The organism is Bacillus sp. REN16 (assembly GCF_020731355.1).
Taxonomy (GTDB): domain Bacteria; phylum Bacillota; class Bacilli; order Bacillales; family Bacillaceae_L; genus Ferdinandcohnia.
In genome coordinates, this window is the sequence record NZ_JAJFZK010000003.1 from 78902 (window position 1) to 93698 (window position 14797).

Sequence of the window (14797 nt, forward strand, 5' to 3'; positions counted from 1 at the left end):
CACCTTATTTTTAAAATCATATTTCTGAAATGTTCCTAAACTACAAACACCTATGTTACCTTATTCGCAACATAGGTGTTCAATTCCTTCAGTTTATTCAATCATTAAAAAATGGTTGTAATGATTCTTTTGGAACCGGTTTTGTGAAATAACTGAAGACGATCAATAAAATCGTTGAAACCGTAACACCTGGGATTACTTCATTTAGTCCAAATGGCTTGTCCAAAAGGAACCAAATTAATACAGTTACAACACCGCCTATCATCGAAATAATCGCGGCGGTACCCGTTGCCCTTTTCCAATTCAGGCCTATAACGACAATTGCAAAGAAGAAACTTGCAACTAGCGATGCTTGAACCAGTACAATAAATTGAACCATGTCAAATGGTTTTACCGCAAAAATCAACGGAATGATAGCAAGTACAAGAACTGCAATACGGTTAACAAACATTTTCTGCTTGTCTGTTGCATCTTTTTTGATTGTCCCATAGATATCATGTGATACCGCAGAAGCCGAAACAATCATGATCCCTGATACCGTACTCATGATGGATGCCAAAATCGCAACCATAAACAAAGCACCTATAACCGGTGGTAAAATATCTAGGGCCATAATGGATGAAGCTGAGTCCGGATTACTTAATACAGGATATACAGAACGGATAGCTAGCCCAACTAAACCGATGGAAACTGCAATAACCGCTTGGAAAATAAACGAATAGCCAATTGCTAGACGTACTGTTTTTTCACTTTTCATCGAATACATACGTGCTAATTCATACGGTGCAATTGCCATCGATAGACCAAAAGCTAACCCAAATCCAAGCAGGTCTTTAAAGCTCCAATGCCAACCGGTTAAGCCTGGGTCTAATTCAGAGAGGAACGCACCCACACTTGAAAATCCACCAGACTGTTGCATCAAAATTGGTACGGCTACTAGGAAACATCCAGCCATAATAATCGCTTGGAAGAAGTCACTGTATGCCGTTGCTTTCATACCGCCCTTCATTGTATAAATCAATGTAATTCCAATCGTAATGGTCGCACCCCAAATCATTGGAATGCCAAATAGCGTGTTAATTAATATTCCGCCTGCTACATATTGTGCAATTAAATATACGCTGTACGCAATTACAATTAGAATCGCTGCAAGCATTTTTGCAAATTTACTGTTGTAGCGCTTTTCAATATATTCAGGAACCGTCACACCCTTGAACTTTTGAAACTTTGGTGCAACGAACAATGCACTTACAATCCAACCAGCCCATAATCCCGGCCAATACCATAAATAACTGGCTCCTGTTAAATAAAGTACACCGATTGTTCCAACGAATGTTCCCGCACTTAGCTGTGTAGCTGCTAGTGCTGCTCCCCCGATAACAGGGCCAATAGACCGTCCCGCGACAAGGTGGTCTTCACTTGTTTTATTGCCGCGTCCAGCTAAAAGACCGATTGCGACTGTTATGGCAAAATAACCGATTACAACTAATAAAAATACTGGACTTACATCAAACATAAATTCCCCTCCTTAGTCCTTCGCATTTTTCTTAATAGCCCATACGAAATATAAAGTTACAAATACTACTGAATAAATCACAATTCCCCAAAAACTAAACCCCATAATTCGCGCCACCTTTACTTTTTCTTTTCTCAGATATTGCCCATACCGCCAAAAGCAGAAGGATACTCAAAATGGATATTACTGAAATAATTGTAAAGGAGTTCCATGAGTTGTTTTTCTCATAGAATACATACTTTGCATAAACAGGTATGTTTGTCATGTCCTTCTCAATTTGATTATGTCCTGATTCAAGTACGACCGGGAACGAATTCTTTTGAACCACATTTCCCTCAGGTGCTGTGAATGTTACATGAACTGCACGATCATTTTGACTTTTATAAGCCGGAACAAATAATGGCACTTCAAATTCATTTTCAACCCTTACCACCTCGTACTCGATGGTATATTCCATCATCTCTGAGTTTGAGGCAGGAATTTGTACAAAATAACGGTCTAATTCATCACCCTCAGTCACTTCTAATGGGATTTCCTGATTTTCAGATGTAATTTTTATATTTTTTATCAAGCCTGTTTTTCTAACAAAATGCTCGACCCTCCCATCCGTAACCCCCTCTAGACCTTTGAGAGTAATTGTTTCATTTACATGGTAATTTTCGTCATTTGTTTGAATATCAATTGTTGCCTTATCAACCGTCGGTTCAACATCTTCCGCATACACTTGCTGAATTGATAATCCAATAAAACTCAACATTATGACCAATAAAAAAATGACCCTAAGGCTTTTCATACTGTTCCCCCTTATTTGAATTGTTTGAATAATAAAATGATTATATAACACAAAACACCCTATTACAACCTATTTATTTTCCATATCAAAAACACCACATGAATTCATACATCATTTGGGTGGTGTCCCTACAAAATTTATATATTTTACAATAATTAAACCCATGCCACTATTTTTGTAGCATGGGTTCGAAAATTCTATTTAGTAGTTGGTACTCTTTTTAAAAAGTGATCCAAGAATTTTTGCGCATCGACTTCAGTGCATACGTTTATTTTTGGATTCCCTTCCAGTACCGGTACTGTTCTGCCGTCTTCTTCGCCTTCAGTAATCACATCGACCCCTATGTACTTCGTTTTGACGAGGCTTGGGTCAATCGCGACGCCGACTGCTAATGGATCATGAAGGCCGCAGCCACCAATTCCAGGGTTGCCGGATTCATAGAAATCATGGTAATAGCCGACCATATCTGCAAAGAAGTCGCCGACCTCAGTACCCCGCCACGCATCTACTTTATCTCTCGGCAACAAGGTTTGCATCGTCACATCCAGCCCAACCAATTTTATCGGTAACCCTGAAGATAACACGATTCTTGCAGCCTCAGGGTCTGTGAAAATATTTGCCTCAGCATGTGGTGTTACGTTTCCTGGTACAAAGGCCGCTCCACCCATAATCACCACTTCCTTAACCAGCCCGACAATCTCCGGCGCTGTTTGAAGCGCAAGAGCCAGGTTTGTCAACGGCCCCACTGCGATTATGGTCACCTCATGTGGAAGCATTTTTACCTGATCAATGATAAAATCGACCGCCGACTTGTGTTCGGCTGCATTCACGGGTTCAAAATCCAACACATTTCCCAACCCATCTTCCCCGTGAACATGTTTCGCAAAGCCTTCACGGTTCCCACGAGCTAATGGCTTTGCCGAACCCGCAAACACTGGAATCCTTTTTCCAAGCTTCTCTATAACAGCAAGTGTGTTTCGAGTCGCCTCTTCTACTGCAACATTCCCATAGCTCGTCGTTAATCCAAGGATATCAAGCTCTGGTGAATTCACCGCATACGCAATCGCCATCGCATCATCTATACCTGTATCCACATCAAAAATAACTTTCTTCATGTTGTACCTCCTATTTCCATATCAAACTGGTTTTCACTTGGGACGATGGACCTGTCCCTGTGTCCCAACATCTTCAAGAGTTGGCATTGAGGCTTGTGCGCCTTTTTTTGTAACGGCTAAAGCCCCGACAGCATTTGCAAATTCCGTTGCTTCTTGCAAACTTTTTCCGCCAACGAGTGCTGTTGCAAGCGCACCCGCGAATGCATCGCCCGCTGCCGTCGTGTCAACCACATTCACAGTGCGTGGGTCGACAAAGAATGATTCAGTCTCCCTTAAGACAACGACACCTTTCCCGCCAAGCTTTGCAAATACGGTATCGACGCCATTTTTCAATAGCTGTGCGCCAGCTATTTTCGCAGATTCCGCGTCCGAAATTTTCGCATCGGCCACAATTCCTAACTCACTCTCATTTGGGACGAGATAGGTTACTTTTTTATAAAGCCCGTCCGGAAGCTTTTGCGCTGGCGCAGGATCGAGCATAACTGGAACATTATATGTATGAGCGATGTTCGCAACTTCAATAACCGTTTCCAAAGGAATCTCAAGCTGGAGCATGACAAGCTTTGCGTCACGAATAACCCGCTCGTGTTTCCTCACATATTCAGGTGTTACGTGGTCATTCGCACCCGGTGACACAATTATGCTGTTTTCCCCATCTTTGTTTATGCTGATAATAGCCACACCGGTTGAGACTCCGTGAATTTTTTCAATATGAGTAGTGTCCATACCGACTTCGTTTAAGCCTTTTAAAAGCTGCTGACCGAAAATGTCCTCTCCGACACAGCCAAGCATCGCAACAGACGCCCCAAGTTTTGCAGCCGCATACGCTTGGTTACCGCCTTTTCCGCCATTACCTGTAAAAAAGCCGTGGCCCAGGACCGTTTCTCCCCACTCCGGCCGCTGTTTCACATTCACCACCATATCCACATTCAAGCTTCCAACAACCACAATATCCGCTGCCATCTGATTTCCCCCGATCTTTGCTGGGACAGAGGTTTTGCGTCCCTGGGACAATGAACCTGTCCCCGTGTCCCACAAAACCCTGTCCAATGCTATAGATTATTATAGACAAACTAGCAAGCGGTGGCAAAACTCGCGGGTATTGGATGCGTCGGCTCTTGCGGATTTGCTTCTTCGCACATGGATTTGCTTTTTCTCACACGGATTTGCTTTTTCACATACTGATTTGCTTCTTCTCACCAAGATTTGCTTCTTCTCACACGGATTTGCTTCTTCGCACATGGATTTGCTTTTTCACATACTGATTTGCTTCTTCACACATGGATTTGCTTCTTCGCACATGGATTTGCTTCTTCACACCTGGATTTGCTTCTTCGCACACGGATTTGCTTCTTCACATATGGATTTGCTTCTTCGCATACTGATTTGCTTCTTCTCACACGGATTTGCGTCTTAAATTTGCAAATTGTACGTTTTTGATTTTAGCAAAAAAATACAGCCAGCTTCCCCATGCAGGCTGTACCTTATCTAATCCAGATCATTGCACATTTCCAATAATCGTTCCACCGAAATGTGGTATTTAGCCCCTTTCTTTTCCCCGGTTTTTTCAAGCCCCAGCGAAAGTAGAATGTTGGTTGCTGTTATTCTAGATGGCAACAACAAGAATTCCCTTAGCTTTTTGTTTGTTATCGTGTTATCAATTAATAAAAAGTAATCAAGTATCGCTTTTAAGTGGGCATCAGTCGAAGTATGACCACAATTAGTGCAGCACCATTTTCGCTTTGACCGCTTCATAGGCAGGGCATCACATACCGGGCAAAAAACACCTTTTAATAACTCACTTCCTTGAATACCAAATGATTGTAAAATGTCCTTATTCAAGGGGGTATGAAGCTTCTTTAAAAGTTTTACTAACCTCTGCACTTGTTTGTTGTCCAACACTACCTTCTTATGCATTTTTTCAAATTGTTCCATTTTGGAAATAAGGCTGGGAGCACGAATAATATTCTTTGCACCGGGATGGTAATCAGAAACAGTGATACTTGTCGAAGGGTTTGTAATTACAACGAGCGATTCTATCGAAGGTACCGCCATTTTATTTGCCTCTAATAATCTTTTAAGCTGAAGCCTGTGTCGATACAATTGGGTTAGTGGACATGTATAAGTTTTTTTCCTGCCTTCATAGGTTTGGTGCATTTGTTCGAAGTGATGATCGAAGTGCAGTTCTCCCTTGTGATTTTTTGCATCCACGTCAAGGATAAAGTTTGGGGAAAGAATAAAAGAATCAATTTCAAAATAGGTGTTAGTAGAGTAGTCTGGTAAGCGAAGACCATTTAGGATGTAATATTTCTTTTCGGGGAAAAACTTCAAATAATAATCCAAGGATTTTTCTCCATTATAGCCGCTGTTTAGAAGCCGATATTTTTCATCAACAGCCTCGTATATAGGATGCTTTGCCGATATTCTCCTCCTTAATGCTTTGTTTTTTCTATTATTTAGTGACATTTCTCGTTTCTTTATTTTTTTTCAACTCCTTAATTTAATACTAGATAATTTCTATGTTTTCCGGCAAAATCCTCCTATATTTGACATCTTTTTTAAAAAAATTATGTATGTATGTGTACATTGCAATTAATGGGGGTCTATTACTCCGCTTTTTAGTTGTTGATATTTACGTAATTGAGTGAGGATATGCTGCGTCTAAGGCAAAAGATTTGCTTCCTCAACAACAAATTTGCTTCTTTGCAACAGGATTTGCATCTTCAACAACAGATTTGCTTCCTCGCACTAGGATATGAATCCTCAACCACAGTTTTGCTTCCTCGCACCAGGATTTGCATCCTCAACCACAGTTTTGCTTCCTCGCAACAGGATTTGCATCCTCAACCACAGTTTTGCTTCTTCGCACTAGGATTTGCATTTTCAACTAAGGATTTGCTTCTTCGCTCCGGGATTTGCATCCTCAACCACAGTTTTGCTTCTTCGCTTCAGGATTTGCATCCTCAACCACAGATTTGCATCGCCACATCAATATTCGCGTCTCTTTCACGATATTTGCGTCGTTTCTCCGATATTTGCGCCGTTTCTCCCATATTTGCGTTGCTTCACAAGCCCTTCACCCTAATTCGACAACTTTCGACCGCAATGTGACACTTTTTTCAACATTTATGTAACTTTTCTCCTTCCCAAACGTCTAATACATGTGTACTATTTTATTCAGCTAGTAAACTATGAAAAAGGTGTTGATAAATATGAGTCGAGTTGATCGCCATTCGAAGAAGAAGACGAAACGGAAATGGCCAAAGGTTGTTGGGATTATCGCTCTTGTTTTATTGTTAGCCATCGGTGGATACGCCGTTTATTTATATCAATCTGTTGCAAGTACGGTCGGAAAAATGCATAGCGACCGCGGTCCATCTGACATGCGGACGGAGGAAATTGATATTTCGGAGGCGGATCCGATTTCGATCCTGCTTATGGGTGTTGATGAACGTGCAGGCGACAAGGGCCGAACCGATACATTAATTGTGGTTACCGTTAATCCGCACACGAATTCCATGCAAATGCTGAGTATTCCGCGTGATACACGCGTTGAAATCGTCGGCAAAGGCACTCAGGATAAAATCAACCACGCTTATGCGTTTGGCGGTGTCGATATGACGATTGATACGGTTGAGCAATTTCTAGATGTACCAATCGACTACTATGTGAGGGTGAACATGGAAGGTCTTCAGCAAATCGTTGATGCGCTTGGCGGTGTTGAGGTGAATAGCACATTCGCGTTCTCATATGAGGGTGCATCATTCAGTGAAGGTCCACAGACCTTAAACGGAAAACAGGCCCTTAGTTATGCGCGGATGCGATATGACGATCCTCGTGGTGACTTTGGTCGACAGGACCGTCAAAAGCAGGTAATCCAAGGGATTATCGATAAAGGGGCCAGCTTTACTTCTGTCACAAAAATTGATGACATCCTGGGTGCACTTGGCACGAACGTAAAAACCGATATTTCCTTTGATGAAATGAAAACCATCCAATCGAAATATAAGGGTGCTCGCCATAATATCGAGCAATACAGCATCGACGGTGTCGGTCAAACCCTGGACAGCTGGTACTGGATCGTTTCCGAAGAGGAGCGCCAAGCCGTTTCATCACGCTTGAAAACACATTTGGAAATCGAATAACTGGGACATGGGGACAGGTTCACTTTCCCACTATGAACAAAATCACAGAAGCAACCGGTCACGTGCCGGTTGCTTTTTTACTCCTTACATGTTTTTCCTCCTTTTTCCACATACTAAAAGGAACGACGGACCTGTGTCCCAAAGGAGGTTCCCATGATGAAAATAAAAATTTTACTTTGTATAGCGGTATTGTTTATATCCGTTTCACCTGTCAGTGCTGCGGAGAAGTCACCATTTTTTGGGGTAAGTGCAACGGTAGTAAAGGTGGAGGATGGTACATATGAGGTCATAACGAAGGGTGCCGAGGAAAACGAGGGCTTTGTTTTTTCGCCAAAAGGGGTTAAGGGCGGCGAAACGATTGTGTTTAAGGTACAGGTGAAGGGTGAGGGTGCCGTCTATTTGCTTGTCGACGAGACGGATGCGCGCGGAACTTTTTTAGCTGAGACCGTTTCGCCTGTGATTGGCCTGCATGACCCGTGGCGCACGATTCAGCTTGAGGTTGAGCTTCAGGATACCACTTCCCAAATTGATGCAATGGTGCTTACGAATAAGCAAGAAATAACCACATTCATGTTCCGGAACGTAAAAATGAGTGTAAAAAAGTAAAGGGTACGCAAGCATAAAAAATACACAAAGAGGCAGTCCATTTCGCATCTGAATTGGGCTGCTTCTTTTTGTGGAACAGCCCCAGAAAAGTACTACTATTTTGTGTTTGGACGTATATTTTATTAAAAAGTGTAAGGAGGTAACTATGGACGTTGTCTACATTTTATCAATTGTAGTTGCAATTATGTTTGGGTCTATTGCCGTTTTTCAGGTATTACTTTCATTGGGTTATCCTTTTGGTGAATTTGCGATGGGCGGGTATTACAAGGTTTTTCCCAAACATCTTCGGATTGCAAGTGTGGTAAATGCTATCATCCTTTTATTAATGGGCACCGTGTTTCTGCAGCATACTGGCGTAATTAACGTTTTTCATTCTTTGCCAACCAATCTATTGGTATGGATTATTACCATTTTTCTCGGTATAAACACAATCGCAAATCTGATATCCCGCAGTAAAAAGGAAAGAATGGTTATGACGCCATTATCAGGTATTACCTTTTCACTTTGTTTAATTATTGCATTGTCATAAAAACAAAAAAGACTTGAGATCGTCTCCCAAGTCTTACTCTACCTTTTTCGAAATTTCATCTAGCTTTGCTTCCATCCGTTTCACACGCTTTGCAAAACGCACCACATAGACGAGAACCGCAATGAAACTAAGTGGAGCTAGAAGTGCAAATAATTGAAAAAGAATGTCTCCGATATTTAACACTTTGGTTTTCCTCCTCTTAAGGTGCAGGGACAGTGGACCTGTCCCTCTGACCCGTTATTTCAGCTTGAATTGCTGGATGAGTGTGTTTAGTTCGCCTGCGTTTTCTTCGAGTTGTTTCGCGCTTTTTGCGACTTCTTCCATTGAACTGCTTGATTGTTGAGCCGTTGCGGATACTTCTTCGACGCCTGCTGCGGATTCTTCTGCCACAGCCGCGATTCCTTCGATGGCCCCGCTGATTTCTCTTGTGTCGTCTAGCACACCATAGAGCGAACTCGACACTGCCGAGAATTGGGTGCCGATTTCTTCGATTTTCTGCTTCAACAGATTAAATGTTTTTCCAGTCGTTTGAATTTGGGCTGTCCCCTCTTCAACCGATTGATAGCCGTCATCCAAGGACCCAACAACTTTCTTCGATTCATTTTGAATGTCTTTTACAATCACAGTGATTTCGGCGACTGATTTTCCAACCTGTTCCGCGAGCTTGCGTACCTCATCTGCAACTACCGCGAAGCCTCTTCCATGTTCACCTGCGCGAGCAGCCTCAATCGCTGCATTCAATGCTAAAAGATTCGTTTGTCCCGCAATTTCCTGAATCACATTCACAAGCTTTGTAATTTCATTTGTTTTATGATCTAACCCAATCACCATCGAGTGGGATTGTTTCATTTTTTCATGGATGCTATTCATCTGCTGAATCGATGTTTCCATATAGGCGCTGCCATCATTGGTCAGTGTCAGCATAGCTTGTGACTGATCCTTAATGTCGTCACCCTTCACCGCAACCTGCATGATTTCCTGTGAGAAATGAGACATTTTTTCGATTAAAATGGTTGATGAATTTGCCTGGTCCTCAGCACCACGTGAGAGTTCTTCCATTGTGACAGCGATTTGCTGACTGCCAGCCATGACCTCATCCGCATACTGGGTCAATTCCTCACTTTGGCCGGTCACATTGTCGGAAACGACAGCCATTTGCTTGACCATGCTCCTTACGTTTTCATTCATATCATTAACCGCCGTTACAAGCTGGCCGATTTCGTCCTTTAGCTTTGTTTTAATAGGCTCAGCCTGAAGCTCACCATTCGAAATTGCCTTCATGCGATTTGCGACATTTTTCACGGGTCTTGCAATCACTTCAGACGTATAAACCGAAATAATCGTTCCTAAAATAAGCGCAAATACGGCTACTGCAAGTCCAACGATGTTCGCAGAGTCACCATATTTCACAACACTCTCTCCGGTTGAGACAATCTGTCTTTCGCGGTCTTTTGAAAGCTGCTCGATTTTGTCCATCAAGCCCCTTGCTGCCGGCTGAACATGGGTCTGCAGATTGTGCTTCGCAAGCTCGGTATCGCCGTTTTCATAAGGAATGAATACAAATTCATTGATCATGTCACGCCATTTTTTCGTCTCGCGTAAAAGGCCCTCAACCTCTTTAATCTTCATTCCGCTTAACTTTCGATTCGTTAAATCAAACTCGACCGAATAGATGTCGTAATTATTTTTATAGTCAGATTCCCCGTACAGCACATACCCGCGCGTCAACGCAATGCTTTGGGCAATATTGTACTTCAAATTATTGTATTCTAGTAAAACTGTAAGTTCCTCGGACACCATATTGTCCGTCTTCTGATTCATGCTGGACACAGCCAGAAAATTATAGGCCGCCAAGCCTATGCAAAGGATGATAATGGTGAAAAAGCTAACAAATAAGCGTGTGCGAATACTTTTCATCTAAAGTACCTCTTTCTTGTTGAATATTGAAAAAATAAGGCAAAAAATAAAGCCAAATCGACTTGATTGGCTAAACGCTACATATGTGATTTTCTACCTATTAGTATATAAGTTTTTTACGCTTTCAACAATACTCGACACCAATTTTCCTATTACTTTTTGACTACTAAATCCAGTAATAATTTCAAAAAATCATCCTTGCTCGCCGGCAGCACCTCTGGCAACTCAACACTTGTTTTCATCATCCTAGAATCCCTCCATTTTTGGGTCACGGGGACAGGTCCATTGTCCCAAATGGTACGAGGAACCTGTCCCTCCGTCCCGCTTCTCTAGTAATCTAGTATTGCCAGATTTTTGATAGATATACATTTTTAATAGAAAAAGTTTTGGTAGATTCGAGGTGGGTTTTGTTAAAAAAGAGGAAGTAACTGAAAAAGCCAGCCCGGGGGCTGACTTTTAATGACGTGCTGACGCAAGCGCCTGCTCGATGACACGTATATTTTTCAATGTTTCTTCCACACTGTACATTGGCTGTTTATTGGAAAGGACACAATCCGCGAAATGTTCCACTTGCAGCTTGTACTGGTCACCTTGAACCGTTTCCTCACGCCCGCCAGCCTCCGAGTTCACAACAAGCACTCCGTTTCCGCCTTCATTATCCGGACGGAAAGCATGCTTTGCTAAAATCGAACCCTTCGTGCCAACAACCTCATAGGACGCCTTGAAAGCTTGCTCAAAGCTCACATCAAAATTCGCAATGACCCCACTTTCGAACTTCAATGCACCTGCTGCGGTTATATCGACATCATGTGTTTGATGAAAAGTTGCTGATGCTTTTACTTCAACTGGCTCTTCGCCCGTAAGTAAGCGACTCGCATGGATGCAGTAGCAGCCCACATCGTACAGGACCCCGCCTCCAAGATCCTTTTGCATCTTTATGCTTCCAGAATTTAAATCATGAAGGAAAGAGAACGTCGAACGAATCAGCTTCACATCGCCAATTTCACCTGCAGCGATGATTTCCTTTACGCGGTTATGCTGTGGATGGAATTGATACATAAATGCTTCCATAAAAGTGACATTATTTTCTTTAAAAGCAGCCGCTATTTCTTCAACGTCTTGTGATGTCAAAGCAGCTGGCTTTTCACAAAGAACATGCTTGCCGTGCTTTGCCGCTTCAATTGCCCACTGTTTATGTAGCTGATTTGGTAGTGGAATGTATACTGCATCAATTTCAGGATCATTCAATAAATCTGTGTAGGATTCATAATGTTTGGGAATGCCAAGATCGGCTGCAAAATCCTTTGCCTTGCCGCTTTCACTCGCAACAGCCACGACCTCCGCATTATGTGCGCGTTCCATCGCTGGAATCAATGTATTTCTTGCAATTTTTGCCGTAGATAAAACACCAAAACGAACCTTTGTCATCGGAGTTCCTCCTCCATTTATTTAGATGATTAACAAATCAATATTCTCATATTTTTACAGATTTCGAAAGGGCATTAATTTTATAGCAACATGAAAAAGCCAGAGTTTCTCCTCTGACTTCGTTTTGCGGTATTATTCAGTTTAAGCGGATTGACATTCTTTCAACCTACCAATGAGGTCCTGCATGACCTCTTCTGTTGTAATAGAAGTTGTGTCTTCTACTTTTTTCTGGATGTCCATCATTATTTTTAAAAGTTGTTCGGAACTCATACCTTTTACCTACCAATCTTATTTTCCAATTAAAAACCATTTTACACTATTCAGCAAATTTTGCAAAGGAAAATTGTGACAGATTTACGACAAAACCCCCAACTAATTGTCAGGGGTTGAAAAAATTGTTTTATTCCATTGGTCCGCCTTGAATTTCAGTAAACATCCCATTCGCAAAGCCTGCAAACTTCACATCGCCATTCTCATGAACAAATGGAACACCAACGATTGTAAAAATCAGTCCCTCAACAGGCATTTTCACTACCATCACCTGATCAGCTCCGGCAAACTTGTAGCCGTCCTTACCCAGGTCTGATTTTACTTTTTTATACGCATCCAGCTTCAATATGTTCGCAACAGTCTTGTTACGCTCAGCACCTTGTAAATAGGTTACACCACATTCGCAATCATCCCCATGTGCAAAGGCGGTGTTTCCAGGCAAGGCAAGCATCAACAGCACTAGCACAATTCCCAAAACCTTAACCATTGTCTTCATTTCATATCCTCCCTTTCGTAGCTTCATTTCTACAAATTACACAGGAATCCGACAAATACCTTTATTTTCTGTAAAAATGAGTCGAAGGGCGTAGTTTTTAATGGAAATGGTTCTTTTGGCTCATAATTAAAATGTTAATACAGCCTTACATACTTCATCCTTATTATTCATTACTTCTTCTAATGCAGCTTTGACATCCGTAAATTCAAAGGTGTGGGTATGCATTTTTTCCGGTGTAAGGACACCCGATTCCAGTAGTTCTATAACTTCTGGGAATCGGTAATTATTTAACCGGGACCCCACAACATCTGCACCTTTTTTTGTAATGGCTACTTGAGCTATTTCGGACGGTTTGTTTCCAGTGCCCAATACGACAATTCGGCCCGCTGGAGAAACTAATTCCAATGCTTCTTCCAAGCTTTTTGGTATACATACTGAGTCGACTACCACTGGGATTCCTTCCCCATCTGTAAACTCTCGAACAGCATCTGCCAAGTTTTCTTGGCCAACATTCACGACCCTATCTGCTCCCATGGACGTTGCAAGTTCCAAACGGTTGTTCACAAGATCCGTCATCATGACTTCTGCACCACGAGACTTGGCCACTTGCATAACTGCAATTCCGATCGGGCCAGAGCCCATCACTAACACTTTATCACCTTTGGTAATTCGGCCCCGTTCATTCACTTCAACGCCAATTGAATACGGTTCCACAAGTGCAATATGTAAAGGATTAATCTTGTCCCCAGTCACCTTGTATGCATTTGCTTCAGTTGTTTTTACATACTCTGCAAATCCCCCATCACGATGCACACCCGTTACCTCAACAGTGGAGCACACATTATGATGGCCTGTACGGCAAGCATAACAGGTTCCACAGCTATTGACATTGTCAACGGCAACCAAGTCACCCACTTTAACCTTTGTTACCATATCCCCGACCGCTTCAACGATGCCACCAAATTCATGACCAATTATACGTGGATAGGTCGCAAGGGAGTTCGTACCATTATAGATTCCTACATCGGATCCACAAATTCCTCCCGCGATAACCTTAATAATGACGTCTTTTTCATCATTGATTTCGGGTTTCGGGACTTCCTTTATTTCCACTTCAAATGGATTATTAACGAGGATTGCTTTCAACCCATTCTCCTCCTTCACTCAAATTGCACTTTGGTATACTTGTCGACAGGTTACTTGTAAAAAAAAGTATCTTAACTGAACAGTATTGTTCTGAATGAAAAGGTCAATTCCCCTATCAGATCATTACTGTCCCTTTGAAATACTTTTTTCAACACTATCAATCATATCTTCAAAGTGTTCATTTAATATTTTTTCGATGTGTTGCTTGTCTTTTGAGCTTAGATATTGTACAAGTTCTCGGTGTTGGTTAAGCAACGGCTCAACTTCATGTGCATTCATGGAGAATCTTTTTTCAGTTGCAACTAACATCGCCGCATACACAATTTGTCGGATACTATTCCACAAATGTAAAATACGCTCATGACCTGTATCAACGATTATCGTCTCATGAAATTGTAAATCATAATAGGCAAATTCCTCATAGTTTCCATGCTTAGTTGCCATTTCCATTTTATCTATGATGACATTAAGTTTTTGTACAGTCGCTTGGCAATTGCCTGCTAAAAGTTTGGCGATGGCAAAGTTTTCAATTAAGATCCGTACATCATATAGCTCACTCATACTTTTAGGGGTTAAACCGTGCACCACGGCGCCCATTCTTTCAAGTCGTATCAACCCTTCATGTTGCAGAATTTTGAGTGCTTCCCTTACAGGAGACCGACTTGTTCCGAATTTCGAAGCTATTTGATTTTCTGACAAAGTCTCACCATTTTTAATAGCGCCATTTATGATTTCCAAGCGAAGGTCGTATGCAATTTTTTCTCCCAACGAAGTACCTTGTAAATCTGTAATTAGTTCCAAATAACCTCCCGCCTTTCAATCATTCGTTCTATTTT

The 14797-nt window shown here is 41.8% G+C and carries 15 protein-coding genes; 3 read left to right on the forward strand and 12 right to left on the reverse strand.

Annotated elements, in window-relative coordinates; translation table 11 throughout:
* Positions 1–97 precede the first annotated feature (97 nt).
* The 5 genes from LKW28_RS04255 to LKW28_RS04275 all read right to left on the reverse strand — a co-directional run bounded on the left by LKW28_RS04255 (position 98) and on the right by LKW28_RS04275 (position 5890).
* Positions 98–1516 (reverse strand): sodium:solute symporter family protein, encoded by a 1419-nt coding sequence (locus tag LKW28_RS04255; RefSeq protein ID WP_229139109.1) that lies wholly within the window; start codon positions 1514–1516, stop codon positions 98–100.
* Between the two features lie 94 nt (positions 1517–1610).
* Positions 1611–2309: a hypothetical protein gene (locus tag LKW28_RS04260; RefSeq protein WP_229139110.1), complete on the reverse strand. Its 699-nt coding sequence runs from the start codon at positions 2307–2309 to the stop codon at positions 1611–1613.
* A 197-nt stretch (positions 2310–2506) separates the two neighbouring features.
* Entirely contained in the window at positions 2507–3424 is a 918-nt protein-coding gene (locus tag LKW28_RS04265) for a nucleoside hydrolase (RefSeq protein WP_229139111.1), read from the reverse strand.
* Positions 3425–3457: 33 nt separating this feature from the next.
* Positions 3458–4387, reverse strand: a complete 930-nt coding sequence (gene rbsK, locus LKW28_RS04270; RefSeq protein WP_229139112.1) for a ribokinase — start codon at positions 4385–4387, stop codon at positions 3458–3460.
* 525 nt (positions 4388–4912) lie between these two features.
* Complete coding sequence (locus LKW28_RS04275; protein ID WP_229139113.1) at positions 4913–5890, reverse strand: nuclease-related domain-containing protein; 978 nt, start codon at positions 5888–5890, stop codon at positions 4913–4915.
* Positions 5891–6636: 746 nt separating this feature from the next.
* Between LKW28_RS04275 and LKW28_RS04280 the strand changes: the two genes are divergently transcribed.
* The 3 genes from LKW28_RS04280 (at position 6637) to LKW28_RS04290 (ending at position 8704) form a co-directional block, all read left to right on the forward strand.
* On the forward strand, positions 6637–7569 hold the full coding sequence (locus LKW28_RS04280; protein ID WP_229139114.1) for a LytR family transcriptional regulator: 933 nt from the start codon (positions 6637–6639) through the stop codon (positions 7567–7569).
* 156 nt (positions 7570–7725) lie between these two features.
* Entirely contained in the window at positions 7726–8175 is a 450-nt protein-coding gene (locus LKW28_RS04285) for a hypothetical protein (protein WP_229139115.1), read from the forward strand.
* 145 nt (positions 8176–8320) lie between these two features.
* Positions 8321–8704 (forward strand): hypothetical protein, encoded by a 384-nt coding sequence (locus LKW28_RS04290; RefSeq protein WP_229139116.1) that lies wholly within the window; start codon positions 8321–8323, stop codon positions 8702–8704.
* Between the two features lie 33 nt (positions 8705–8737).
* Here the strand turns inward: LKW28_RS04290 and LKW28_RS04295 are convergent, their stop codons facing one another.
* The 7 genes from LKW28_RS04295 to LKW28_RS04320 all read right to left on the reverse strand — a co-directional run bounded on the left by LKW28_RS04295 (position 8738) and on the right by LKW28_RS04320 (position 14762).
* On the reverse strand, positions 8738–8887 hold the full coding sequence (locus tag LKW28_RS04295; protein ID WP_229139117.1) for a hypothetical protein: 150 nt from the start codon (positions 8885–8887) through the stop codon (positions 8738–8740).
* A gap of 54 nt (positions 8888–8941) precedes the next feature.
* Positions 8942–10621: a methyl-accepting chemotaxis protein gene (locus LKW28_RS04300; RefSeq protein WP_229139118.1), complete on the reverse strand. Its 1680-nt coding sequence runs from the start codon at positions 10619–10621 to the stop codon at positions 8942–8944.
* A gap of 456 nt (positions 10622–11077) precedes the next feature.
* Positions 11078–12049, reverse strand: a complete 972-nt coding sequence (locus LKW28_RS04305; RefSeq protein WP_229139119.1) for a Gfo/Idh/MocA family protein — start codon at positions 12047–12049, stop codon at positions 11078–11080.
* A 141-nt stretch (positions 12050–12190) separates the two neighbouring features.
* Positions 12191–12319 carry a hypothetical protein gene (locus LKW28_RS22905; RefSeq protein ID WP_267497871.1) on the reverse strand — a complete coding sequence of 43 codons (129 nt, stop codon included), beginning with the start codon at positions 12317–12319 and terminating at the stop codon, positions 12191–12193.
* A gap of 130 nt (positions 12320–12449) precedes the next feature.
* Positions 12450–12815, reverse strand: coding sequence for a hypothetical protein (locus LKW28_RS04310; protein WP_229139120.1), 366 nt, complete (start codon positions 12813–12815; stop codon positions 12450–12452).
* A gap of 126 nt (positions 12816–12941) precedes the next feature.
* Positions 12942–13961, reverse strand: coding sequence for a zinc-binding alcohol dehydrogenase family protein (locus LKW28_RS04315; protein WP_229139121.1), 1020 nt, complete (start codon positions 13959–13961; stop codon positions 12942–12944).
* Positions 13962–14084: 123 nt separating this feature from the next.
* Entirely contained in the window at positions 14085–14762 is a 678-nt protein-coding gene (locus LKW28_RS04320; protein WP_229139122.1) for a GntR family transcriptional regulator, read from the reverse strand.
* Positions 14763–14797: the final 35 nt, after the last annotated feature.

What these genes read in the sequence shown, in the direction of transcription:
- LKW28_RS04275 (WP_229139113.1), bottom strand. Translation starts at nt 5,890, where the DNA reads ATGTCACTAAATAATAGAAAAAACAAAGCATTAAGGAGGAGAATATCG.
- LKW28_RS04300 (WP_229139118.1), bottom strand. Translation starts at nt 10,621, where the DNA reads ATGAAAAGTATTCGCACACGCTTATTTGTTAGCTTTTTCACCATTATC.
- LKW28_RS22905 (WP_267497871.1), bottom strand. Translation starts at nt 12,319, where the DNA reads ATGAGTTCCGAACAACTTTTAAAAATAATGATGGACATCCAGAAAAAA.
- LKW28_RS04280 (WP_229139114.1), top strand. Translation starts at nt 6,637, where the DNA reads ATGAGTCGAGTTGATCGCCATTCGAAGAAGAAGACGAAACGGAAATGG.
- LKW28_RS04265 (WP_229139111.1), bottom strand. Translation starts at nt 3,424, where the DNA reads ATGAAGAAAGTTATTTTTGATGTGGATACAGGTATAGATGATGCGATG.
- LKW28_RS04310 (WP_229139120.1), bottom strand. Translation starts at nt 12,815, where the DNA reads ATGAAGACAATGGTTAAGGTTTTGGGAATTGTGCTAGTGCTGTTGATG.
- LKW28_RS04260 (WP_229139110.1), bottom strand. Translation starts at nt 2,309, where the DNA reads ATGAAAAGCCTTAGGGTCATTTTTTTATTGGTCATAATGTTGAGTTTT.
- LKW28_RS04285 (WP_229139115.1), top strand. Translation starts at nt 7,726, where the DNA reads ATGAAAATAAAAATTTTACTTTGTATAGCGGTATTGTTTATATCCGTT.
- LKW28_RS04305 (WP_229139119.1), bottom strand. Translation starts at nt 12,049, where the DNA reads ATGACAAAGGTTCGTTTTGGTGTTTTATCTACGGCAAAAATTGCAAGA.
- rbsK (WP_229139112.1), bottom strand. Translation starts at nt 4,387, where the DNA reads ATGGCAGCGGATATTGTGGTTGTTGGAAGCTTGAATGTGGATATGGTG.
- LKW28_RS04290 (WP_229139116.1), top strand. Translation starts at nt 8,321, where the DNA reads ATGGACGTTGTCTACATTTTATCAATTGTAGTTGCAATTATGTTTGGG.
- LKW28_RS04255 (WP_229139109.1), bottom strand. Translation starts at nt 1,516, where the DNA reads ATGTTTGATGTAAGTCCAGTATTTTTATTAGTTGTAATCGGTTATTTT.